General features: G+C 68.3%; 22 protein-coding genes and 1 tRNA gene. 8 read left to right on the top strand and 15 right to left on the bottom strand.

Translation table 11 applies throughout. The features are described 5' to 3' along the window. Positions 1 to 2 precede the first annotated feature (2 nt). The 10 genes from A5701_RS01320 to argS all read right to left on the bottom strand — a co-directional run bounded on the left by A5701_RS01320 (position 3) and on the right by argS (position 11,646). Positions 3 to 662, bottom strand: coding sequence for an L-threonylcarbamoyladenylate synthase (locus tag A5701_RS01320; RefSeq protein WP_067747766.1), 660 nt, complete (start codon positions 660 to 662; stop codon positions 3 to 5). Continuing rightward, positions 655 to 1,503 (bottom strand): peptide chain release factor N(5)-glutamine methyltransferase, encoded by an 849-nt coding sequence (gene prmC / locus A5701_RS01315; RefSeq protein WP_067747710.1) that lies wholly within the window; start codon positions 1,501 to 1,503, stop codon positions 655 to 657. The genes A5701_RS01320 and prmC overlap by 8 nt, the downstream gene beginning before the upstream one ends. Next, positions 1,500 to 2,573 (bottom strand): peptide chain release factor 1, encoded by a 1,074-nt coding sequence (prfA, locus tag A5701_RS01310; protein ID WP_067747708.1) that lies wholly within the window; start codon positions 2,571 to 2,573, stop codon positions 1,500 to 1,502. The genes prmC and prfA overlap by 4 nt, the downstream gene beginning before the upstream one ends. 98 nt (positions 2,574 to 2,671) lie before the next feature. Next, a complete protein-coding gene (gene rpmE, locus A5701_RS01305) occupies positions 2,672 to 2,908 on the bottom strand; it encodes a 50S ribosomal protein L31 (protein WP_067747706.1) in 237 nt (78 codons plus the stop codon). A gap of 204 nt (positions 2,909 to 3,112) precedes the next feature. After that, on the bottom strand, positions 3,113 to 4,954 hold the full coding sequence (gene rho, locus A5701_RS01300; protein ID WP_067747703.1) for a transcription termination factor Rho: 1,842 nt from the start codon (positions 4,952 to 4,954) through the stop codon (positions 3,113 to 3,115). Between the two features lie 265 nt (positions 4,955 to 5,219). Then, positions 5,220 to 6,167: a homoserine kinase gene (gene thrB, locus A5701_RS01295; RefSeq protein WP_197499005.1), complete on the bottom strand. Its 948-nt coding sequence runs from the start codon at positions 6,165 to 6,167 to the stop codon at positions 5,220 to 5,222. A 3-nt stretch (positions 6,168 to 6,170) separates the two neighbouring features. After that, complete coding sequence (gene thrC, locus A5701_RS01290) at positions 6,171 to 7,253, bottom strand: threonine synthase (protein WP_067747701.1); 1,083 nt, start codon at positions 7,251 to 7,253, stop codon at positions 6,171 to 6,173. After that, on the bottom strand, positions 7,250 to 8,575 hold the full coding sequence (locus tag A5701_RS01285; RefSeq protein WP_067747696.1) for a homoserine dehydrogenase: 1,326 nt from the start codon (positions 8,573 to 8,575) through the stop codon (positions 7,250 to 7,252). The genes thrC and A5701_RS01285 overlap by 4 nt, the downstream gene beginning before the upstream one ends. Before the next feature lie 3 nt (positions 8,576 to 8,578). Next, positions 8,579 to 9,997, bottom strand: a complete 1,419-nt coding sequence (gene lysA, locus A5701_RS01280; protein ID WP_067747694.1) for a diaminopimelate decarboxylase — start codon at positions 9,995 to 9,997, stop codon at positions 8,579 to 8,581. After that, positions 9,994 to 11,646, bottom strand: coding sequence for an arginine--tRNA ligase (argS, locus tag A5701_RS01275; protein WP_067747692.1), 1,653 nt, complete (start codon positions 11,644 to 11,646; stop codon positions 9,994 to 9,996). Before argS ends, lysA begins: the two co-directional genes overlap by 4 nt. Before the next feature lie 115 nt (positions 11,647 to 11,761). Between argS and A5701_RS01270 the strand changes: the two genes are divergently transcribed. Further along, positions 11,762 to 11,834 (top strand) — tRNA-Arg (locus A5701_RS01270). A gap of 75 nt (positions 11,835 to 11,909) precedes the next feature. On the opposite strand, the gene A5701_RS01265 is transcribed toward A5701_RS01270, so the two are convergent. After that, positions 11,910 to 13,343, bottom strand: coding sequence for an MFS transporter (locus A5701_RS01265; RefSeq protein WP_067747690.1), 1,434 nt, complete (start codon positions 13,341 to 13,343; stop codon positions 11,910 to 11,912). Between the two features lie 165 nt (positions 13,344 to 13,508). On the opposite strand from A5701_RS01265, the gene A5701_RS01260 reads away from it, so the two are divergent. From A5701_RS01260 to A5701_RS01250, 3 genes are read left to right on the top strand one after another with little or no spacing between them, the layout of a single operon-like run. After that, complete coding sequence (locus A5701_RS01260; RefSeq protein WP_082969650.1) at positions 13,509 to 14,252, top strand: GntR family transcriptional regulator; 744 nt, start codon at positions 13,509 to 13,511, stop codon at positions 14,250 to 14,252. A 12-nt stretch (positions 14,253 to 14,264) separates the two neighbouring features. Then, the gene (locus tag A5701_RS01255; RefSeq protein ID WP_067747686.1) at positions 14,265 to 14,975 is read left to right on the top strand and encodes a phosphonatase-like hydrolase; all 711 of its coding nucleotides are present in this window, start codon (positions 14,265 to 14,267) and stop codon (positions 14,973 to 14,975) included. Next, the gene (locus A5701_RS01250; protein WP_067747684.1) at positions 14,972 to 16,039 is read left to right on the top strand and encodes a zinc-binding dehydrogenase; all 1,068 of its coding nucleotides are present in this window, start codon (positions 14,972 to 14,974) and stop codon (positions 16,037 to 16,039) included. The genes A5701_RS01255 and A5701_RS01250 overlap by 4 nt, the downstream gene beginning before the upstream one ends. Before the next feature lie 11 nt (positions 16,040 to 16,050). Here the strand turns inward: A5701_RS01250 and A5701_RS27870 are convergent, their stop codons facing one another. Further along, a complete protein-coding gene (locus A5701_RS27870; RefSeq protein ID WP_156669860.1) occupies positions 16,051 to 16,263 on the bottom strand; it encodes a hypothetical protein in 213 nt (70 codons plus the stop codon). A gap of 30 nt (positions 16,264 to 16,293) precedes the next feature. Continuing rightward, entirely contained in the window at positions 16,294 to 18,060 is a 1,767-nt protein-coding gene (locus A5701_RS01245) for a GNAT family N-acetyltransferase (RefSeq protein WP_067747682.1), read from the bottom strand. Positions 18,061 to 18,150: 90 nt separating this feature from the next. On the opposite strand from A5701_RS01245, the gene A5701_RS01240 reads away from it, so the two are divergent. After that, positions 18,151 to 18,930, top strand: a complete 780-nt coding sequence (locus A5701_RS01240) for an alpha/beta fold hydrolase (protein ID WP_067747680.1) — start codon at positions 18,151 to 18,153, stop codon at positions 18,928 to 18,930. 188 nt (positions 18,931 to 19,118) lie between these two features. Beyond that, positions 19,119 to 19,883, top strand: a complete 765-nt coding sequence (locus A5701_RS01235) for a S9 family peptidase (protein ID WP_067747679.1) — start codon at positions 19,119 to 19,121, stop codon at positions 19,881 to 19,883. Positions 19,884 to 19,927: 44 nt separating this feature from the next. On the opposite strand, the gene A5701_RS01230 is transcribed toward A5701_RS01235, so the two are convergent. Further along, complete coding sequence (locus tag A5701_RS01230) at positions 19,928 to 20,428, bottom strand: nitroreductase family deazaflavin-dependent oxidoreductase (protein WP_067747677.1); 501 nt, start codon at positions 20,426 to 20,428, stop codon at positions 19,928 to 19,930. A 108-nt stretch (positions 20,429 to 20,536) separates the two neighbouring features. Between A5701_RS01230 and A5701_RS01225 the strand changes: the two genes are divergently transcribed. Then, a complete protein-coding gene (locus A5701_RS01225) occupies positions 20,537 to 21,235 on the top strand; it encodes a glycoside hydrolase (protein WP_067747674.1) in 699 nt (232 codons plus the stop codon). 19 nt (positions 21,236 to 21,254) lie between these two features. Here A5701_RS01225 and A5701_RS01220 read toward each other — a convergent pair whose 3' ends face one another. After that, positions 21,255 to 21,779: a hypothetical protein gene (locus A5701_RS01220; RefSeq protein ID WP_067747670.1), complete on the bottom strand. Its 525-nt coding sequence runs from the start codon at positions 21,777 to 21,779 to the stop codon at positions 21,255 to 21,257. A gap of 131 nt (positions 21,780 to 21,910) precedes the next feature. On the opposite strand from A5701_RS01220, the gene A5701_RS01215 reads away from it, so the two are divergent. Beyond that, positions 21,911 to 22,234, top strand: coding sequence for a DUF732 domain-containing protein (locus tag A5701_RS01215; protein ID WP_067303584.1), 324 nt, complete (start codon positions 21,911 to 21,913; stop codon positions 22,232 to 22,234). The last annotated feature ends 34 nt before the right edge of the window (positions 22,235 to 22,268 follow it).

Below are 22,268 nucleotides of genomic sequence, written 5' to 3'. Positions count from 1 at the left end.
GGTCAGGCCTGGGCGGTCAGGCTTTCGGGATCCACTCCGAGCACTTCGGCGATCCGTGCGGCGCTCACCGGACCGGGTCGCAGGATGCGCGGGGCGGCACCGGTCAGGTCGACGATCGTCGAAGCGGCCTGTTGCTCGGCCGGTCCCGCGTCGAGGTAGACGTCGACGAGGTCGCCGAGCTGTTCTCGGGCCTCGCCGGCGTCGACCGCAGGCGGGCGGCCGGAAACGTTCGCGCTGGATACCGCCATGGGTCCCACCTCGCGCAACAGCTCGATGGCCACCGGGTGCAGCGGCATCCGCAGCATCACGGTGCCGCGGGCGTCGCCGAGGTCCCATTGCAGCGACGGCGCCTGCGTCACCACCAGGCTCAGCGCGCCCGGCCAGAACGCGCGGATCAGCTCGCGGGCCCCGCCCGGCATGGTGTAGACCAGGCCCTCGATGGTGTGCCAGGAGCCGACCAGCACGCCGACCGGCATGTCCCGGCCGCGGCCCTTCGCGGAGAGCAGGGCCGTCACGGCGGCGCTGTTGAAGGCATCGGCGCCGACGCCGTACACGGTGTCCGTCGGCATGACGACCAGGCGGCCACCCTTGATGGCGCCCGCCGCCGAGGCGATTCCGCGCGCACGCCGGTCGGGATCGGCGCAGTCGAAGACTTCACTCACCGGCGCCACTCCTTCGGGCCGTCACGAATCGCGGCCGGCCGGCCAGGTCTTTACGCTTCGCGATTTCTCCGAAAAGCGCTGTCCTGCGGACCAATTCGACGGTCTCCGCCGAGGTGGTGTCGTCGTGTTCGACGGCGAAGACGCCACCCGGACGCAGCCAGCGCCCGGCCAGCTCGACGATCGGGCCGATCACCGCCATCCCGTCCGGGCCGCCGAACACGGCGTGGTGTGGATCATGTTGGGCCACTTCAGGTTCCACGGGTGCGACGTCGGGGACGTAGGGCGGGTTGGCCACCACCACGTCGACACCGCCGTCCAGTTCCGGCAGGAGGCGGGGCACGGTGACGTCGGCCCGCACGAGTTCGACCGCCGTGCCCGCCGCGTTGCGGCGCGCGAACTCGAGGGCGGCCTCCGAGTCGTCGACGGCGATGATCCGTGCCCCAGGGTTCAACTGAGCCAGCGCCACCGCCAACGCGCCGGATCCGGTGCACAGGTCGACGATCACGGGCCGGGAAGGGAGGCGTTGTTGGCTGATCCACGCCAAGAGGGCTTCGGTTTCCGGGCGCGGTATGAAGACGCCGGGGCCGACCTGCAGCATCAGCGGCCCGAACGCGGCCGTCCCGGTGAGATGCTGCAACGGCACCCGCCGCGAGCGCGCGGCCACGACATCGCGGTAGCGGCTGAAGAAGTCGTCGCCGGGCGAATCGAGCAGGGCCAGCCGGCCGCGCTCGGTTCCCGTCACGTGCGCGGCCAGCTCCTCGGCATCCCAGCGGGCGGAGGCGATCCCCGCTTCGGCGAGCGTCGCCGCAGCGGAATCGATCGCGCGCCGCACGGCACTCATGCCTGTTGCAGCCGGGATTGTTTGTCGGCGGCGCCCAACGCATCGAACATCGCGTCGAGGTCCCCGTCGAGCACCTGATCGAGATTGTGCGCCTTGTAACCGATCCGGTGGTCGGTGATCCGGTTCTCCGGAAAGTTGTAGGTGCGGATTCGTTCGCTGCGGTCCACGGTCCGAATCTGGCTGGCTCGATCGGCCGACGCGTCGGCCAGCGCCTGTTCTTCGGCCAGGGCCTGCAGGCGAGCGGCCAGCACCTGCAACGCGCGCGTCTTGTTCTGCAGTTGCGAGCGTTCGTTCTGGCAGGTCACCACGATCCCGGTGGGCAGGTGCGTGATGCGGACCGCAGAGTCGGTGGTGTTCACACCCTGCCCGCCCTTGCCGGACGAGCGGTACACGTCGATGCGCAGATCCGACTCGTCGATCTGGACCTCACCCACTTCTTCGGGCTCGGGATAGACCAGCACGCCGGCCGCCGAAGTGTGCACCCTGCCTTGGGATTCCGTCACCGGGACGCGCTGCACCCGGTGCACCCCACCCTCGAACTTCATTCGCGACCACACCCCGTCGGCGGAGTCACCCTTGCTGGCGATGGACAGCGTCGCGTCCTTGTAGCCGCCGAGATCCGACGTGGTCTCGTCCAGCACGGTGACGTTCCAGCCGTGTCGCTCGGCGTAGCGGATGTACATCCGGGCCAGGTCCGCGGCGAACAATGCGGATTCTTCGCCGCCCTCACCGGATTTCACCTCGAGCACGATGTCGTCGGCGTCATGCGGGTCGCGCGGGGCCAGCATGTCGGTCAATTGGGTGTCCAATTCGGCGACCCGCGACTCGAGTTCGGTCACCTCGTCGGCGAAAGAGTCGTCGTCGGCGGCCAATTCCCGCGCGGTCTCCAGATCGCCGCGCGCCGACTCCAGCTTGCGATAAGTGGCGACGATCGGGGCCAACCGGGCGAACCGGCGACCGGCCTTGCGCGCCTCGGCGGGATTGCTGTGCAGGTCGGGATCCGCCAGCCGTTGCTCGAGCTCGGCGTGTTCGGCCAGCAGCACGTCAATCGTCTGCATCGGCTGCGTCACCTCTCACCTCCTGCCCCGTTCAGCCGCATCCCATTGCCGCAAACGCAAACCGACGCCCGGCCTGTGCTTCGTGCACAGTTCGGGCGTCGGCAATGCAGCTATTTGTCGGTGTTGTCCGCCGCGGCACCCTTGCGCTTGCCGTATCGCTTCTCGAAGCGCGCCACCCGGCCGCCGCTGTCCAGAATCTTCTGCTTGCCGGTGTAGAAGGGGTGGCACTGCGAGCACACCTCGACGACGATGTTGCCGCCGGGCTTGGTGCTGCGGGTGGTGAAGGTGTTTCCGCACCCGCAGTGCACGGTGGTCTCCCCGTAAGCGGGGTGAATGTCAGATTTCATGCTGTCCTCTTCGATCTTGTCGAGCGTCGATTATGCCAGGTCAACCACTGTCCCCCAAAACAACGGGGTTCGCTGTGGCATTCCCGTGGCTGGGGCGGGGCGGCGGCTATGGCCGGCGGTTGCCGCGAGACATAAACCATTGCGGGGTCTGTGGGCGTGTCCTGTTCGTGGTTTATGTGTCGTGACCGACCGGTCCACCGCCAGCTAGTCGTTGTCCATCGATCCCGGCGTGGTCTTGGAGACCTGCACCAGGAACTCGTAGTTGTTCTTCGTCTTGCGCAGCTGGGACATCAGCAGGTCGATGGCCTGGTGCGAGTCCAGGCCCGACAGCACGCGGCGCAGCTTGTGCACGATCGCGAACTCGTCCGGCGATAGCAGCAGCTCGTCCTTGCGGGTACCGGAGGGGTTCACGTCGACCGCCGGGAAGACCCGTCGCTCGGAGATCTTGCGGTCCAGCTTGAGCTCGGCGTTACCGGTGCCCTTGAACTCCTCGAAGATGACCGTGTCACCGGTGGAGCCGGTCTCGACCATCGCGGTGGCGATGATCGTCAGCGATCCGCCTTCCTCGATGTTTCGTGCCGCACCCAGGAATCGCTTCGGCGGGTACAGGGCGGTGGAGTCGACACCACCGGACAGGATCCGGCCCGACGCGGGTGACGCGTTGTTGTAGGCGCGGCCGAGGCGGGTGATCGAGTCAAGCAGCACCACGACGTCCTTGCCCTGCTCGACGAGCCGCTTGGCGCGTTCGATCGCCAGCTCGGCGACCGACGTGTGGTCCGACGGCGGCCGGTCGAAAGTGGAGGCGATGACCTCGCCCTTGACCGAGCGGGTCATGTCGGTGACCTCTTCGGGCCGCTCGTCGACAAGCACGACCATGAGGTGGCATTCCGGGTTGTTGCGGGTGATCGCGTTGGCGATGTCCTGCAGGATCGTCGTCTTACCCGCCTTGGGCGGGGACACGATCAGGGCGCGCTGGCCCTTGCCGATCGGCATGATCAGGTCGATGACCCTGGTGGTCAGCCGATCCGGGGTGGTCTCCAGACGGAGCCGCTGATTGGGGTACAGGGGCGTCAGCTTGCTGAAGTCGGGGCGCTTTTTCGCGTCCTCGACCGGACCGCCGTTGACGCTGTCCAGGCGGACCAGCGGGTTGAACTTCTGCCGCTGGTTGGGCTGTTCGCCGTCCTTGGGCACGCGGACCGCGCCGGTCACCGCGTCGCCGCGGCGCAGGCCGTTCTTCCGCACCATGTTCATCGAGACGTAGACGTCGTGCGGACCGGCCAGGTAACCGGAGGTGCGGACGAACGCGTAATTGTCGAGCACGTCAAGGATGCCGGCGACCGGCTGGACGACGTCGTCCTCGCGCAGCTCGGTGTCGCCCCCTTCGCCGGACCGCTCACCGCGGCGTCTGCGATCGCGGAAGCGGCGCCCACGGCGGCCCTGACGGCCCTCGCCGTCGTCGTCTTGCTGGTTTTGCTGGTTCGAGCCGCCTCGACCTTGCTGGCCGCCCGAGCCCTGCTGATCCCCGCTCTGGTCGCCGCCGGAATCCTGGCCGCGCTCCTCACCCTGGGAGTCACGCTTGCCGCCCTGACGGGTGCCCCCCTCGCCGGCGGCCCCGCCCTCACGATTGCGTGTGCGTTCGCCGTCGGAGTCGTCGCCGCCGCGGGCGGCGCCGGGCTCGCGGGAGGCGCTGCGCCGTTCGCGTCGGGGCGCTTCGGTGGTCGAACCGTTCTGGTGGTCCTCGCCGGCCGGCGCTTCGGGGGCGGCGGTGTCGGACTTGCCGCTCTCCTCGGGGGCCGCGGGGGCGGAAGTCCCGTTGGACTGTCCCCTGATTTCCTTTATGGCGGCGATGAGTTCGTTCTTGCGCATGCCCGACGTCCCCTTGACGCCGACTTCGTTAGCCAGCGCGCGCAGTTCGGGAAGCACCATGGTGGACAGGGAGCCAACAGGGGCATTGATTTTGCCGTCGGATGTGTCTGGGGTCACGGTGTTCGACACCTCATTGCTGTCGGTGCTCGCGTCAGCCGTGAACAGGTCCGTATCGGTCACGGATTTCCTTTCTTCCCCCGCTGAACAGGTCATCCGGGGGTTTCGTTGCATTCAGCAAATCGCCGAGTGCGCCCAAATATCGACTGTGCAACGGTGATCGCCTTAGTCGGCGGAGTAAGCGGCGAACCTCGTTCACGAGAAGAATTGGTGTGTCCTAGCGGCAAGGCAGTATGGATGCAGATGCAGATGCTGCGATTGCTGGACGGAACCGAGGATAGCCCGCATCTTTGTTGGAAGCAAGCAAACCCTCCGGCCACGCTGTGGATCAACCGGAGACTGTGACGCCCGGGCTCCAGCGAACTCCTTCGCCGGCGGTCATCTCAGTGAGGGCAAATCCATTGGCGGCCCCGTACTCCACCACTTCCGAGGGCAACTCCGGCGCTGTGCTGAGCGCAATCAGTGCTGGACCCGCCCCGGAAAGTGTCGCCGACACGTTATGACGCCGGAACAGGCGCAAATATTCCGCGGAACCGGGCATCGCCGGGGCGCGCTGGGGTTGATGCAGCACATCTTCGGTGGCCGGCATCAGCAGGTCCGGGCGTTCGGTCAGCGCTACCACCAGCAAGGCGGCGCGGCTGACGTTGAACCGCGCGTCGTCGTGACTCACCTGGGCGGGCAGCAGCACCCGGGTCTCCGCGGTCAGGGAACGCTGCTGGGGTATGGCCGCGTACAGGCGGATGTCGGGGTGAAGCCGCAGCGGCACCGCCGCATACCGTGGCCGGTCACCGGAGGCGTCGATCCAGGACACCACCGCACCGCCCAGCACGGCGGCGGCGGCGTTATCCGGGTGGCCCTCGAACTCCGAGGACAGCTGAATCAGCTGCGCGTCGCTCAGCGGTTTCGAATCACACTGCGCGACAAGGCCGTTCGCCGCCGCCAGGCCGCCGACCACGGCCGCCGCGGACGAGCCAAGACCGCGGGAGTGTGGGATGGCGTTGCGGCAGCGGACCACCAGGCCCGCGGCCCGGACGCCCGCGGCCCGCAGCCCGCATTCGATGGCGCGCACCACCAGGTGTTCGGGGCCCCGGGGCACCTGCGCGGCGCCCTCGCCCTCGACCAGCACTTCCAGCCCGGAATCGGTTGTCTCCACGACGATTTCGTCGCTGAGACGCAACGCCAGGCCGATGCTGTCGAAACCGGGACCCAGGTTGGCGCTGGACGCCGACACCACGGAGCTTGCCACCAGCCCGGCGGGCAGCATCTGGGACGTCATTTCTTACGCCAGCCCCAGCTTCTCGACGACGAGCACCGGATCGACGGGCAGCGGGGACACGGTGGGCATATCCCTCAGCGCCGTGTCCGGGTCCTTGAGGCCATTGCCGGTCACCGTGCACACCACCGTCGACCCGCGCGCCACCCAACCGTCATCGACGGCCTTGAGCAGACCGGCGATGCTGGCCGCCGACGCGGGTTCGACGAACACGCCCTCGCTCTCGGCCACCAGGTGGTACGCGGCCAGGATCTGGTCGTCGGTGGCGGCCAGGAACCGGCCGTTGGACTGCTGCTGCGCGTTGACCGCGGCCGCCCACGACGCGGGCGCACCGATGCGTATCGCGGTCGCGATCGTTTCCGGGTGGCTGACCGGTGCGCCGTGCACCAGGGGCGCGGCCCCGGCCGCCTGGGTGCCCAGCATGCGGGGCAGCTTGTCGATCACGCCGTCGTGGTGGTATTCCGTGTAGCCCTTCCAGTACGCGGTGATGTTGCCCGCGTTGCCGACCGGGAGGGCGTGCACGTCCGGCGCGGCGCCCAGCGCGTCGACGATCTCGAACGCCGCCGTCTTCTGGCCCTCGATGCGTACGGGGTTGACGGAGTTGACCAACGCGATCGTCGGGAAGTCCGCGGCCATCTTGCGGGCCAATTCCAGGCAGTCGTCGAAGTTGCCGTCGATCTGAATGATCTTGGCGCCGTGCATGACCGCCTGTGCCAGCTTGCCCATCGCGATCTTGCCCTGCGGGATGAGCACCGCGCAGGTGATGCCGGCGCGGGCGGCGTACGCCGCCGCCGACGCGGAGGTGTTGCCGGTCGACGCGCACAACACGGCCTGCTGGCCGCGCGCCAGTGCGTCGGTGACCGCCATGGTCATGCCCCGGTCTTTGAACGAGCCGGTCGGATTGAGGCCCTCGACCTTGAGATGCACCGTGCAGCCGGTCTTCTCGGAAAGGCGCGTCGCCGCGATCAGCGGGGTGCCGCCTTCGAGGAGGGTGACCGGCGTCCAGTCATCGCCGATCGGCAGGCGGTCCCGGTACGCGGCGATCAACCCCGGCCACGGCTGGTGCACGGCGGTGCGCGGGACGCTCATCGGCCGGTCTCTTCCAGTCGCAGCACACTGGTGACGCCCTGCACGACATCCAGATCCGCCAGCGCGTCGACGGTTTCGGAGAGCGCGGCATCGGTGGCGCTGTGGGTGACGACCACGACGCGGGCTCCCACCCGCCGCCCGCCTTCGTCCACCACGCCCTCCTGGCGAACCTCGGCGATGCTCACCTCACGCTTGGCGAACTCGGCCGCCACCGTGGACAGAACACCCGGCTTGTCGGCGACGTTCATGCTGACGTAGTAGCGGGTGGAGATCAAACCCATTGGGGCGACAGGAAGTTGGGCGTACTTGGATTCCTTCGGCCCACGGCTGCCCAGCACCCGGTTGCGGGCGGCCATCACCAGGTCACCGGTGACCGCGGACGCGGTGGGGGCGCCGCCCGCGCCCTGACCGTAGAACATCAGCCGCCCGGCCGCCGCGGCCTCGACCACGACCGCGTTGAACGCGCCGTTGACCGTGGCCAACGGATGCGACAGCGGCACCAGCGCCGGGTAGACGCGGGCCGACACCCGTTCCTGACCGTCCTCGGTGGTGACGCGCTCGCAGATGGACAGCAGCTTGATGGTGCAACCCAACGACCGCGCGGAGGCGAAGTCGGCCGGGGTGATCTTGGTGATGCCCTCGCGATAGACGTCGTCGGCGGTCACCCGGGTGTGGAACGCGATCGACGCCAGGATCGCGGCCTTGGCCGCGGCGTCGTAGCCTTCGACGTCGGCCGTGGGGTCGGCCTCGGCGTAGCCAAGTGCGCTCGCCTCGGCCAGGGCGGTGTCGTAGTCGGCGCCGGTGCTGTCCATCGCGGACAGGATGTAGTTGGTGGTGCCGTTCACGATGCCGGCGACCCGCAGCACCGTGTCCCCCGCCAGCGACTGGGTGAGCGGGCGGATGACCGGGATGGCGCCCGCGACCGCGGCCTCGAAATACAGGTCGACGTGGGCGTTTTCGGCGGCCTGCGCCAGCTCCCCGGTGGAGGTCGCCAGCAGCGCCTTGTTCGCCGTGACGACCGACTTGCCGTGCTCGAGCGCGCGCAGGATGGCCTTTCGCGCCGGTTCCACCGGCCCCATCAACTCCACGACGATGTCGACGTCTTCGCGGGAGACGAGCTCCTCGACGTTGTCGGTGAGCAGCTCGATCGGAACGCCGCGGTCGGCGGCGACCCGCCGGACTCCGACGCCGCGCAACACCAGGGGCGCGCCGACACGAGCCGCGAGATCGTCGGCGCTGCCCTCGATGATGCGGACAACTTCGCTTCCGACGTTGCCCAACCCGAGCACCGCTACGCCCACTGGCTTTTCGTCACGGGGCACCGTTCACCTCACTTCCAGACTCAGCAGATCGTCGACCGTCTCGCGGCGCAGGATCAGGCGGGACCGGCCCGCACGCACCGCCACCACCGCCGGACGGCAGATCATGTTGTAGCGGCTCGACAGCGAATAGCAGTACGCGCCGGTCGCGGCGATCCCGAGCAGGTCACCGGGCTGCAGATCGTCGGGCACCCACGCGTCGCGGACGACGATGTCGCCGCTCTCGCAGTGCTTTCCGACGATCCGCGCCAGCGTCGCCGGTGCGTCGCTGGCGCGTGAGACCAGCCGGGCGTCGTACTGCGCGTCGTACAGGGCCGTGCGGATGTTGTCGCTCATGCCGCCGTCGACGCTGACATAGCGGCGCTGGGCCGTGCTGCTCACGTCGACATCCTTGACGGTGCCCACCTCGTACAGCGTGATGGTGCCCGGCCCGGCGATGGCGCGTCCGGGCTCGACCACCAGTCGCGGGGTGGGCAAGCCCACGGCCGCCGACTCGTTGCCGACGATGTCCGCCAGCTTGGCCGCCAGGTCGGCCACCGGCGGCGGGTCGTCGGTTCCCACGTAGGAAATCCCCAGCCCCCCACCGAGATCCACGGTCGAGATCTGACCTGTCTTGTCGACGCCGAATTCGTCGACGATTTGGTGCAGCAGCCCGATGACGCGGTGCGCGGCGACCTCGAAGCCGTCGACGTCGAAGATCTGCGAACCGATGTGGCTGTGCAGGCCCACCAGGCGCAGGTGGTCGGTGGCGAACACCCGGCGCACCGCGGCCATCGCCGCGCCGCTGGCCACCGACAACCCGAACTTCTGGTCTTCGTGTGCGGTGGAGATGAATTCGTGCGTGTGTGCTTCGACCCCGACGGTGAGGCGGACGTAGACGTCCTGGACGATGCCGGCGTCGGCTGCGATCGCGTCGAGGCGCTCGATTTCGGTCATCGAGTCCAGGACGACGTGCCCGACACCGGCTTTGACCGCCGCCGTGAGTTCCGCGGCGGATTTGTTGTTGCCGTGGAAAGTGATCCGCTCGGGCGGAAAGTCGGCGTGCAGCGCGATGGCGAGCTCGCCGCCGGTGGACACGTCGAGCGACAGGCCTTCCTCGTCGACCCAGCGGGCGATCTCGGTGCACAGGAAGGCCTTGGCGGCGTAACACACGTTCTGGCCGCCGCCGAAGGCCGTCGCGAGTTCGCGGCAGCGAGACCGGAAGTCGTCCTCGTCGATGACGAACAGCGGGGTGCCGTACTCCTGGGCGAGCTGGGTGACCGGGATCCCCGCGATGCTGGCTATTCCGTTGTCACCGCGAAGAATGTTGCGCGGCCACACATTCGGCGCGAGCCGAAGCAGCTCGTCCGGCGACTGCGGCCGCGGCGCGCTATCGGGGTGCCGGGTTTCTTCGGCGTGCCGAGGACCGGCGGGGTGCACGTTCACATTCGCTCCGGAGCGGTGACACCGAGGATCGTCAGCCCGTTGGCGATGACCTGGCGGGTGGCCTGGCACAGCGCCAGGCGCGCGGTGTGCAGGTCGGTGGGCTGCTCGTCCCCCTGCGGCAACACCCGGCACGAGTCGTAGAACCGGTGGTAGTCGCCGGCCAGGTCTTCCAGGTAACGGCACACCCGGTGCGGCTCCCGCAGGGACGCAGCCATTTTCAGCACGCGGGGGAAGTCCCCGATGCTGCGCAGCAGCGTCCCCTCCTTGTCGTGGCTCAGCAACTCGAGGTGCCCGGTGTCGGGGACCAGGCCCAGCTCCGCGGCGTTGCGGGCCAGCGCCGACAGCCGGGCGTGCGCGTATTGCACGTAATAGACCGGGTTTTCGTTCGACGCCGACGACCACAGTGCCAGGTCGATGTCGATCGGCGTGTCGACCGAGGAGCGGATCAGGCTGTAGCGCGCCGCGTCGACGCCGATCGCGTCCACCAGGTCGTCGAGGGTGATCACCGTTCCGGCCCGCTTGCTCATCCGGACGGGCGCGCCGTCGCGGACCAGGTTGACCATCTGCCCGATCAGCACCTCGACGTGGGCCGGGTCGTCACCGAACGCGGCGGCCACGGCCTTGAGCCGGGCGATGTAGCCGTGGTGGTCGGCGCCGAGCATGTAGATGCACAGGTCGAAGCCGCGCTGCCGCTTGTCCAGGTAGTAGGCGATGTCACCCGCGATGTAGGCCGGCTTGCCGTCGCTCTTGATCACGACGCGGTCTTTGTCGTCGCCAAAGGCGCTGGTGCGCAACCAGGTTGCGCCATCCTTCTCGTAGATGTTGCCGGTCTCGCGCAGCCGGGCGATGGCCTGGTCGACGCGGCCGCTGGTGTGCATCGAGTCTTCGTGGGTGTAGACGTCGAAGTCGGTGCCGAACTCGTGCAGCGACTCCTTGATGTGAGTGAACATCAGGTCGACACCGATCTCGCGGAACGTCTCGTGCATCTCGGCGGCGGGCAGGCTCAGCGCGTCGGGCGCCTTGCCCAGCACCTGCGCGGCGATGTCGTTGATGTAGGCGCCGGCGTAGCCGTCCTCGGGCGTCGGTTCGCCCTTGGCGGCGGCGATCAGCGAGTTGGCGAAACGGTCGATCTGGGCGCCGTGGTCGTTGAAGTAGTACTCGCGCTCAACGGCGGCGCCCTGGGTGCTCAACAACCGGCCCAGCGCGTCGCCGACGGCGGCCCAGCGGGTGCCGCCGATGTGGATGGGCCCGGTGGGGTTGGCCGAGACGAACTCCAGGTTGATCTTGTGGCCGGCCAGCAGGTCGGAATGGCCGAAGGTGTCGCCGGCGTCGATGACGTTGTTGACGACCACCGCCTGCGCCGACGCCTCGAGGCGCAGGTTGATGAAGCCGGGCCCGGCCACCTCCGCCGAGGCGACTCCGTCGGCCCGTGACAGCGCCTCGGCCAACCAGCCGGCCAACTCGCGGGGGTTGGCGCCGACCTTCTTGCCCAGCTGAAGCGCCAGGTTGCTGGCGTAGTCGCCGTGCTCGGGGTTGCGGGGCCGCTCCACCGTGACCGTCGCCGGCAGGGCGGCAGCGTCCAGCCCGCGCTCGGCCAGCACCGCGGAAGCGGTGCTCCTGAGCAGCTCAGCGAGGTCAGCGGGGGTCACAAGCGTCCATCCTATTGGCTGAGGTGCCCGCGCCCCGAATCCATTGCGGTGGTCGAGCGGTCACCGCGATGCGTTAGTCTGTCTGGGCCCACCTGGCGCATCATGATCTCCATGCGCCCCCGTAGCTCAGGGGATAGAGCGTCTGCCTCCGGAGCAGAAGGCCGCAGGTTCGAATCCTGCCGGGGGCACCCCCCCGAACAGCGCGCTTGCGAGCGGGTCCCACAGTGGGCACAAGCCAGGCGGTATGCGGTTCTCCTCACACGTCATGCGGTGAGCGGCTCCGGCGAGAGCCGTTGTCGCGAAGTGGCGTTCGCCGAAGGCCTGGGCCTCAACCGGTCGCTGACCTCGTCGAGCGCGCGGCCACGGGGTTCCGGCAGCAAGAATGTCGTCGCGATCGCCGCGACGTAGCAACCGAACGCCAGCAGCGTCACGGCCCGTAGCCCCGAAGACGCGAGGACGAGCGGCACCACCAGCGCTCCCCCGAATGCGCCCACCTTGGCGACGCCCGACGACAGGCCGTGCAGGCTGCTGCGGAAGGTGGTCGGGTACGACTCGGCGGCCAACAGCATGGTGGTGTAGTTCGGACCGAACGCGATGCCGAACAGAGAGAGTCCGAAGACGATCCCGAAGGGCAGGACGGCGCTGCTCAGGCTCGGCACCACGGTGATCAACAGCATGGCCGACGCACATAGCGTGAAGCCGACGATTTGGAGTCGACGCCGGGGCCATCGGTCGAGAACGAAGAGCCCGGCGATGGCGCCGACCAGGCTGAAGCAGACAACGAGCACGGCGTTGAGCGCGATGTTGGACAACGTGGAGCCGTGCGGGCTGATGGTCTTGATCAACAGCGGCTGACTCACCGAGTTGCCGTACACCGCGACGTTGAAGAAGAACCAGCTTCCGGCGGTGCCCAGCAGGGTGATGAGCACCTTGCGATTCGTCAACGCCAAGCGCAGCCCACCGATCGAAGCCTTGGAAACCGTTGCTGCCGTGAACGTTTCGTTGCCCGCTCCGGCGAACTTCTCGAAGTCATGGCGCGCCTGCCGCTCGTCGCCATGCTCGGCCGTCCAACGGGGCGACTCCGGCATGTGGCGACGCTGGTAGAGAACCAGCACCGACGGCAGCACGCCCAGCCCGAGGATCACTCGCCAGGCCAGACCGTTGTCGACACCGACCGCGAGGACCAGCAGGCTGACGAGATAGGCACAGACTTGACCGAACACGTAGAACAGGAACGTCAGGCCGACGAGCTTGCCACGATTTCGCGCGTTGGCGTACTCGGTCATGATGACGCCGCTGGCCGGGTAGTCGCCGCCGATGCCCACGCCGAGAATGAGCCGGCCGACCAACAACACCGTGAAGTTCGGGGCGAATGCCGACACCAGGGCTCCGATGATCATCAGCACGGCTTCGAGCCCGTAGACGCGCCGGCGGCCGAAGAGGTCGCCGAGCCGGCCGAACACCATTGCGCCCACTGCGACCGCTAGCAGCGTCGAGCTTGTCAGCATCGAGATCTGACCGCTGCCGAGGTGGAATTGCGGCGCGGCCAGCAGCGTCACTGAGCCGATGACGTTCAGGTCGTAGGAGTCGGTGAAGAACCCCGCACCGGCGGTCGCCGCGGCCTTGAAGTGGAAGACGCCGAGTTGGGCGTCGTCGATGGACTTTCCGACGCTCTGGTTGTTGGCGACGTCAGTCATGGGAGCTCCGATTCCAAGGGCGCCGACTTGTCATTACAAGGACCCTCCGGCAGCGGTTCAGTAGCTGTCAACGCAGGAACGGATTGGGCAGCAGATGTTCATATTCTCTTAACCGACAGACTGATTCGCAGGTCGGAGCCCCGGACACACATGTATAGTCAAGTCGTGGCAATCGCATTGCATGAGGTCATCGCCGACAGCCTGAGGGAACAGATCCGGCTCGGTGAATTGGTCGTCGGTGCGCCGCTTCCGTCGGAGTCTCGGCTGTGCCAACAGTGGAACGCGTCGCGCGGACCGGTGCGCCAGGCGCTGGCCACCCTGCGCGCCGAGGGCGTAATCGCCGGCGGGCGCGGCAAACCGCCGGTGGTCTGTTCCGCCGCGACCGGACAGCCCTTCGACACGCTGCTGTCGTATTCGGCGTGGGCGCACTCGATCGGCCGCACGCCCGGGCAGCGGACCCTGGAGCTGGCGCTGCGGCGGGCCGACCAGCACGCCGCCTCGGTGCTGCACGTCGACATCGACGCCCCGGTCGTCGAGGTGTTGCGGCTGCGCTACCTCGACGACGAGCCCGCGATGCTCGAGCGAGCGGTGTTCGTCGAGCACGTCGGCAGGCACCTGTTCGACTTCGACTGCGATTCGGGATCCCTGTGGGCGTACCTGCTTTCACAGGGCGTGCAGTTCGCCCGGGCCTCCCATGTGATCGACGCGGTGGCCGCCGACGCGCTGGACGCGCGGCACCTCGGTGTGCCTGAGGGGGTTCCGTTGCTGCGTCAGCAGCGAACCACCCGCAGCCCGGACGGCGAAGTCCTCGAATACCACGACGACCGGTACCTGCCGGGACTGGTCAGCTTCACCCTCGAAAACACCCTTGACGCGCGCTGCGCCCTGACCCGCAACGCCAAGCCCTGAGGAGCCGAGTTCATGACGATGTTCGCGCCCGAAATCGTGGTCCTGGACATGGCGGGCACCACGATCGACGACGGTCAGCAGGTCTACCGCGTGCTCGCCGAGACCGCGCGAGCCCACGGGGCAGCACCGTCGGAGGCCGAAATCACCCGCTGGCACGGCGCCTCGAAGCACGAAGCGCTGCGTGAACTGCTCGCCTCCCGCTCCGGAACGCCCCCGAGCACGGGCGAGCTGGAAGTGGTGGTCAACGATTTCCAGGCCCGGCTCAGCACGGCCTACGCCGATCACCCGCCGCGCCCGCTGCCGGGGGTCCTGGAGGCGCTGTCCACGTTACGCGGGCGCGGCGTAAAGGTCGCACTGACAACGGGATTCGACCGCATCATCGTCGAATCGCTGCTGTCGGCGCTCGGATGGATGGACGACGCGGTGGCGGACACCGTCGTCTGCGGCAGCGATGTGGCCGCCGGGCGCCCCGCGCCCTACATGATCTTTCGCGCCATGGAACGGCTGGGCGTGACCGATGTGGCGCGCGTCCTGGTTGCCGGTGATACCCCCCGCGACCTCCAAGCCGGCACCAACTCCGGTGCCGCGCTGGTGGTGGGCGTCCTCTCGGGAGCCAGCGACGCCAACGAACTCGGTGCCCACCGGCACACCCACCTGCTGCCGTCGGTGGCCGATCTACCCGGTCTGCTCGGCGTGCGCCCGGTGGCGATGAGCGCTCCATGACCGGCACAGCCGTCGACCGACGGATCGACGCCACCGCCGCGGCGGTATGGCGGGGCGGCGACCGGATCGCCGTCGAGCGCGTGGCGGTGCCGCCGCTGGGACCGGCCGACGTCCTCGTCCGGGTGCGCCTGGCCACCGTGTGCGGCAGCGACCGGCACACCGTCAGCGGCCGTCGTGCACAACCGTGCCCGTCGATTCTCGGCCACGAGGCCGTCGGTGAGATCGTCGCCGTCGGACAAGCGGGCAGGTGCGACGTGGACGGCCAGCGCCTACACCCCGGGCAACGCGTCATCTGGTCGGTCACGCTGCCCTGCCAAACCTGTGACCGCTGCCGCGCCGGAGTGACCGCCAAATGCCGCACCGTCCGCAAGGCCGGGCACGAAGCGCTCGACTCGGGTTGGGCGTTGTCCGGCTCCTATGCCGAATATGTCTTCCTACCCGGCAACTTGGCGATCGCGGTCGTCGGCGACGACCTCAGTGACGCCGTCGCCGCTCCCGCCGCCTGCGCGACGGCCACGGTCATGGCGGTGATCGACCGCGCGGGGCCGCTGACCGGCAGGCGGGTCATCGTCGTAGGGGTCGGCATGCTCGGACTCAGCGCTGTCGCGGCGGCGGCCTCGGCCGGCGCTTCCGTGGTCACGGCGGTCGATCCCAGCGCCAAAAGAAGGCAACTGGCAAGGCAATTCGGCGCGACCGACGAGGCGGTATCGGCACCCGACGTGGACAGCTGCGACGTCTTGCTGGAGTTCTCCGGCTCATCGACGGCCTTGCAGGCCGGATTGGCCGCGCTGGACAGTCAGGGCGTCGCCGTCCTCGCCGGTTCGGTCGCCCCCGACGCCGCCATCGCGCTCGACCCCGAACACGTGGTTCGCCGGCAGCTGTCGATCTTCGGCGTGCACAATTACGAGCCACGGCACCTCAGTGCGGCGCTGAGCTTTCTGCGGGCGACGCACGATCGGTTTCCCTGGGGGGAGCTGGTTGCGCGGCCCCGGCCGCTCGCGGACGTCGCGAGCCTGCTCGTCGGATCCCCCGGCCCCTCGCCGCGATATTCGGTCGCGCCCTAGGCCTTACGGGGTCACCGCCGGCCGGGTGGCCAGCGGCGCCAGGTCACCGGTTGGCGGTGAGCAGCTGCCGGTTTGGGAAATACCGCCGCGCTGCTGTCGTAGATATGGATGGTCTTGACGCCTTCCAGATTCCAGAACAGCGCCGCCCGCGCCGACGGCACGTACACCGCCTCGAAACGGAAATGACTGGTGCACAGACAATCGGGGACTACGCCATCACGCACGCTGAAACGTTGACCGCGGATAAACCGGACTCAGATGGTGCGTTTCAGCCCGACATGGGCGGCGTGGTACCCGAGCCGGCGATAGAACGCCCGAGCCCGTTCGCGAGCCTCGTCTGTGGTCACCTGCGCCAGCTGTGCGCCGTGCGCTCGGCCGTAGTTGTGTGCCCACTCGACGAGTGCAGTACCAAGACCCTGTGCGCGTTCGGCTTTGGCGACGCGTAATCCCTCGATCTGCAGCCGGGTGGCGCCGCCGCGGGAAAGACCGGGAATGATCGTCAATTGCACGGTCGCGACGACCATGTCGGAACCGTTCATGACGACGCCGAGGTAGTTGGATCGGTCGCGAACGACGATGTCGTAGGCCGCCTCGTAGCGTTCGAGTTCGGCGGCTTCGCGTTCCTGACCGAATTCGTCGTCGGAGAGCAGCTGGGCGATCACCCCCACGTGTTCGCGCGTCGCGCGCTGCACACGATATGTGCGGCCCGCCACCCGCAGCAGTCCCCGAACCGAGGACTGCGCCAGTGCCTGTAGGCGCGCCACCAACAGGTCCAGCCACGCCCCCACGTTGGTTCGTGCCTCCGCGGTATCCGGGTAGCGGCATCGCAGATGTAGCCCGGACTCGTCCTGGATGAACCAGAGCATGACGCCGTCGGTGTCAACGCTCGCGCTCACATACTGGGCGTCGAGTCCGACCGAGTCGATGCGCACCGGAAGTCTGCTTTGGTCCAGCCAGGAAATCGCGAACATGCCTGGCGCGATGGGCATTCCACCCCACGGAGCCAGTACGTCGGCCAGTGGCCAGGAACCAAGCTGCACGGCCTCTTTGACGGCGGTGGCCGCGGCGTGGGGCTCGGCAACCGCCGACTCCAGGACCGAATTGGTGATGAACCAGCCCACCGAGTCGTGCCATTTGTCTTCAAATCGGCTGTGCACGGGGAAGACCGCGCGCAGCGGCGCCCCGGCCAACTCGCGGGTCACCGCGGTCATGGCGACCACGGCGAGTGCCAGCGTCGAGACACCGTCGTCGCGTGCCTGCGCGGCGAACGCGGCGCCGTCATCGACATCGAACACGTCACGCACTTCAACGCGTTCTGGATGCGGCCCGGACTCACCCAACGGCAGCGGAAACCGTGGCATCACCCCACCGCTGTCGCTGATGATTTGTGCCCATCGCGCGCGCACGCGTTCCGGTGCCGCGGGAAGGTCCAGCAATGCCTGCGTGTGCACGACAAATGCCGGCGGCGGTTGCGGCGACGGCATACGTCCGATCCGGGCGTCGGCGAGCATCGACAACAGGTCCCGCGCAATCACCAGCATTGACCACATGTCCACGTGGGCGTGGTCGGCGGCGATCACCACCGTCAATCCGGCGGCAGTCTCCAGCACACACAATCGATGTGAGGGCCGCTGATAGGGCGAGCACGTCGCATTGAGAACCACTCGCAGTGCGTCGTTGACCGCCTGGCCCGCAGCGATCTCGTGCTCTACCCACTGGCCTGGGTGAATATCGATCTCATGCAGTTGCGGATCGCCGTCCGCCCCGGGTGTGAATGCCGTTCGCAGGGTGCCGTGGCGGGCGATCACGGCCAGCCACGCATCGGCCAACGATTGGCGGCTGACCCCCGCCGGCAACCGAATGGACAGAGCCATCCAGGAGCCGGGTCGTGCGCCGGCACCAACGTGTATGCGCTGGTCGAAGGACACCGGGAGCCGGCGGCCGAGGTCAGACACCGAGACGTCGTAGCCCCAGAGTCGTCCAAAGGGTAGCCGCAGGTGCGCGACGTTGGTCAGCCGCATGGCGGTACCTTAACGCCCCGGTTAGCCTGAATGCTCGGTCTGCGCGGTCGGCTCCGGGGCGAGCCGTCCGGTCGTGAGAAGAGTTGCGTGATGTCCACTTTCGTGGTTCCTGGAGCGGAGCTTGCGGTTGAACTGAGCGATGAAGGTGGTCATCCGGTAGTTCAACTGCATGGACTTACCTCCAGCCGCGCGCGTGACCGGGTGCTCAATCTCGACCTCGGCAGGGGCCTGAGCGGGACCCGACTGCTGCGGTACGACGCACGCGGCCATGGCAAGTCGACCGGGCGCAAGGTCCCGGAGGATTACCGATGGGAAAGCCTTGCCGAGGATCTCCTGCAGCTGCTCGACAAATGGTTTCCCGGCGAACGGGTGCACGGAGTGGGCCCCTCCATGGGTGCCGGCACACTCCTGCACGCGGCCGCCCGCGAGCCGGACCGCTTCGCCGGCCTCACGCTCATGGTGCCGGCCACCGCGTGGGAAACCCGGCCCGCGCAGGCCGAGATCTACCGGGTTGCGGCCGAATTTATCGAAACCGAGGGAGTCGGGGCATTCATCGCGTCGGCGCGTGGGGCGACTCCGCCGCCGGCCACGGTCGGCGCGCCCGAAACAGTTCCCGATGTGGCCGACGCGCTGCTGCCGTCACTGTTTCGGGGCGCGGCTCTCAGCGACCTGCCCGCTCGCGAAGCGGTCGCACGAATCGATGTGCCGACGACGATTCTGGCCTGGGTCGGCGACCCGGCGCATCCGATGTCGACAGCGGAATCGCTTGCCGCACTGATGCCGCGGTCAACGCTCACCGTGGCGCACACCCCGGCCGATGTCGAGACCTGGCCCCAGATCCTGAGCCAAGACGTCGCCCGCAGGGGGTGAGTTGTACGCGGTTGTCGCACAACGGCTTTCGTTTCGGCCGTGAGCGATCCGGCACGCACACCCGCAATATGCCTCTGAACTGCGAATATGTGGCTCGATTCCGCAGTTATTGTTCCTGCCGGGGACACAAACCTTCTCGCAGTAGGTCGGCCTTACGACCGCCGGCCCGGGCGGGTTAGATCGTCAGCATGGGCGAACGCGTCACATTTCAGGGCTCGACGGGCGCGCAACTGGCCGGCGTCATCGAAGTGCCCGACGGGACGGTGCGGGGCTGGGGCGTGTTCGCCCATGGCTTCACGCTCGGCAAGGACTCGCCCGCCGCGGCGCGGATCTGCAAGCAACTGGCCACCGACGGCATCGGCATGCTGCGCTTCGACGCGCTGGGCCTCGGCGGGTCCGAGGGCGACTGGGGCGACGGGTCGTTCACCGTCAAGGTCGACGACATCGCCAGGGCGTGCGAATTCATGACCGGCCGCGGAACGCCGGCCGACATCCTGATCGGGCACTCGTGGGGCGGCGCCGCGGTGCTCGCCGCGGCCCGGCAGTCGCCGGGAGTGCGGTCGGTGGTGACGGTCGCGGCGCCGGTCGACCCGAGCCACGTCGAAAAGCATTACGACGCAGTCGTCGACCGCTGCCTGACCGAGGGCAGCGCCGAATGGATGGTCGGCGGGCGCACGCTGACGCTCAAGCGGGCGTTCGTCGAGGACGTGCGGCGGGCCCACCTGCGCGACAAGATCAAGGGCTTGCGCCTGCCGCTGCTCATCCTGCACTCGCCTACCGACAACACGGTCGGCATCGAGAACGCCAGCGAGATCTTCCGCTTGGCCCGGCACCCGCGCAGCTTCGTCTCGCTCGAGGGCTCGGATCACTTCCTCACCGCGCGCGGCCAGGCTCACCGGGCCGGGCGAATCATCGGCGCCTGGGCCGACGCGTACCTGGGCGATACGGATTAGGCGGCGAAGCGCGAACGACTCTGTGCGACAGCGCCTATCGTCGTTCAGTTCCGCGGCAGGACGAACGCCTCGATATGCCGCTTGCCTGCCCGCACTTCGTACTTGCGCCAGCCGGGATACAGCTCGAGGCCCTTCGCCCAGATCTCGTCGCGCTCGCCCGGCGTGGCGAGCCGCGCCGTCGTATGCCAGGTGTCGCGGCCGATGGTCACCGTCGCCTCGGGGTGGGCCTTCAGGTTGTGATACCAGGCGGGATGCTTGGCGCCGCCGAAGTTGGATGCGATGAGGGCCAGGCCATCTGGATGGGGGATCCCATACACGGCGACGGTGCGGGGCTCGCCGGATTTGGCGCCGGTGGTGGTGAGCATGACCACGGGGATGCCGGTTGCGACGCCGGCGAAGCTGCTTCTGCCGCCGCTGACCTTGGTGATGAACCGGTCCAGGTGGTGCGCCGTGGGGCGCAGCAGCGCCACGCCCACCGTCGTGGAGGCGAAGCGGCGCATGACCCGGTGGAAGGCGTTGGCATCGGCGAAGGTCTGGCCGGACATGGGTGTCATTGTGACGCGACGGAGCATGGCGTGGGGCGTATTCGCCCGACCCGAATAACCCGTCGAAAACGCCCCACGGGTGTCGCCCGCGACATTAAGCTGCTGGTCGTGGGCGTGAATGTGTTAGCCAACGGCCGGAGTCGTTGGCTGGCGATCGTGGCCTCGCTCGTCCTGTCGGCCGGCATGGTCTACGCCCAGGGCGCGAAGCCGCGACCCTCCGCGCCCGCCCCGCCGCCCGCGGCCGCCACCAGCGTGGCCGCCGGACCGGCCGACGCGGCGCCCAGCGCACTGGCCAACGCCCCGCACACCGCGACACCGGCGGAAGTGGAGATGCTGACCGCAAACGCGCCGCCCGCCGCCGGCCAGCAATTCCAGGTCGCGCTGCCCCACGGCATCGGGTCCGAGGACAGGCTGCAGGTCAAGACGATCTGGGCGGAACGCGCCATCAGCGTGCTGTTTCCGCAGATCACCACCATCGGCGGATACCGGGAGGACGCTTTGCCGTGGCATCCCAACGGGCTGGCGATCGATGTCATGATCCCGAACCACGCCAGCCCCGAAGGCATCGAGCTGGGCAACCAGATCGCCGGCTACGCCCTGGCGAACGCCAAACGCTGGGGAATCAACCACGTGATCTGGCGGCAGAAGATCTACCCGGGCGTTGGTGGGGGAAGCTGGACCGCCGACCTCGGTTCGGAGACACTCAATCACTACGACCACGTTCATATCGCCACCAACGGTGGCGGGTACCCGACCGGGCACGAAATTTACTACATCGCCTCGATGACGCCCGCGCCGCAGCAGTGATCCTGGGCGACAACGACATTCATGCGGGACCGGCGGCAAACGCCGCCACCGGCATTTCGACGCTTCCGCCGCAGGGACCGCCGTTGATGTCGGTATGCCAGGTGCCGCGCAAAGATCCGTCCGGCTGTGGCGTGTAGAACGCCCACGACCGCGCGGGTGCCCACACCTTGGGGACGCCGTCACCCATGTAGCAATCCCATTGGAAGTCGAAGCGCTCGACCCATCGAGCCCCGTCCCAGGTGTAGTGCGAGGGCTGGGGCAGGGTCGGGTTCTTGGGGACGGGGCCGTTGGTGGCGGTGGCCACGCACTGGCGCGACGAGCAGGCGGTGACGAAGACATAGTCGGCGCTGAATGTGGGTTCGGATTGGGCCGCCGCCGCACTGGTGCCTGACTTGTTGACGGCGTACCTGACCAGCGAATACTTCCCATTCCACGACGGCAGCGCGGCGTGCACGGGAATCGCGGGCAGGGGCTGGACCGCCGCGGCGACGGCGGCGAACGCCGCGACGCCGCGAAACCGCCATCGGGAAGACATCGGGTCCATGGTGCGGGCTCAACGACGCGCCCCCGACGGCCCACCAAGAATTCGTTGAGAACCCGTTAAGCCCCCGTGCTGATTCTGTGATCAACGCACCCAGCGTCCACGAGAAACCCACATCAGCACTAGGAGACCCGATGTTCACTCGCCGTTTCACCGCCTCCGTCGTCGGCACCGCCGCCCTGGGCCTGGCCGCGCTCGGCCTCGCCGGCACCGCGGGCGCGAGCTCGGTCGACGACGCGTTCCTCGCCCAGCTGGCCGCCGATGGCATCACCCCGCCGAGCGCCTCGGTCGCGGTCAAGGACGCGCACGCCGTGTGCAACGCCCTCGACCAGGGTCACTCGAGCAAGGAGGTCATCAACGCGGTGGCCCAGGCGACCGGCCTGAGCGCCAAGGGCTCCAAGACGTTCGCCGTCGACGCCGCTTCGGCCTACTGCCCGCAGTACGTCACCTCGGCCTGAAACCTGACACCACGATGCGGGGACCCGCCGGGTC

Origin of the sequence: Mycobacterium sp. E3305 (assembly GCF_001666785.1) — a bacterium.
GTDB lineage: Bacteria > Actinomycetota > Actinomycetes > Mycobacteriales > Mycobacteriaceae > Mycobacterium.
The sequence above is the reverse complement of the archived record's forward strand: the minus strand, read 5'-3'. Positions and strand labels throughout refer to the sequence as shown.

Excerpts from the sequence above, each read along its gene's own strand:
- prmC (WP_067747710.1), bottom strand. The coding sequence starts at position 1,503 with ATGAGTGCCGTGCGGCGCGCGATCGATTCCGCTGCGGCGACGCTCGCC.
- rpmE (WP_067747706.1), bottom strand. The coding sequence starts at position 2,908 with ATGAAATCTGACATTCACCCCGCTTACGGGGAGACCACCGTGCACTGC.
- thrB (WP_197499005.1), bottom strand. The coding sequence starts at position 6,167 with ATGACGTCCCAGATGCTGCCCGCCGGGCTGGTGGCAAGCTCCGTGGTG.
- thrC (WP_067747701.1), bottom strand. The coding sequence starts at position 7,253 with ATGAGCGTCCCGCGCACCGCCGTGCACCAGCCGTGGCCGGGGTTGATC.
- A5701_RS01265 (WP_067747690.1), bottom strand. The coding sequence starts at position 13,343 with ATGACTGACGTCGCCAACAACCAGAGCGTCGGAAAGTCCATCGACGAC.
- A5701_RS01255 (WP_067747686.1), top strand. The coding sequence starts at position 14,265 with ATGACGATGTTCGCGCCCGAAATCGTGGTCCTGGACATGGCGGGCACC.
- A5701_RS01250 (WP_067747684.1), top strand. The coding sequence starts at position 14,972 with ATGACCGGCACAGCCGTCGACCGACGGATCGACGCCACCGCCGCGGCG.
- A5701_RS01245 (WP_067747682.1), bottom strand. The coding sequence starts at position 18,060 with ATGCGGCTGACCAACGTCGCGCACCTGCGGCTACCCTTTGGACGACTC.
- A5701_RS01240 (WP_067747680.1), top strand. The coding sequence starts at position 18,151 with ATGTCCACTTTCGTGGTTCCTGGAGCGGAGCTTGCGGTTGAACTGAGC.
- A5701_RS01235 (WP_067747679.1), top strand. The coding sequence starts at position 19,119 with ATGGGCGAACGCGTCACATTTCAGGGCTCGACGGGCGCGCAACTGGCC.
- A5701_RS01230 (WP_067747677.1), bottom strand. The coding sequence starts at position 20,428 with ATGTCCGGCCAGACCTTCGCCGATGCCAACGCCTTCCACCGGGTCATG.
- A5701_RS01220 (WP_067747670.1), bottom strand. The coding sequence starts at position 21,779 with ATGGACCCGATGTCTTCCCGATGGCGGTTTCGCGGCGTCGCGGCGTTC.
- A5701_RS01215 (WP_067303584.1), top strand. The coding sequence starts at position 21,911 with ATGTTCACTCGCCGTTTCACCGCCTCCGTCGTCGGCACCGCCGCCCTG.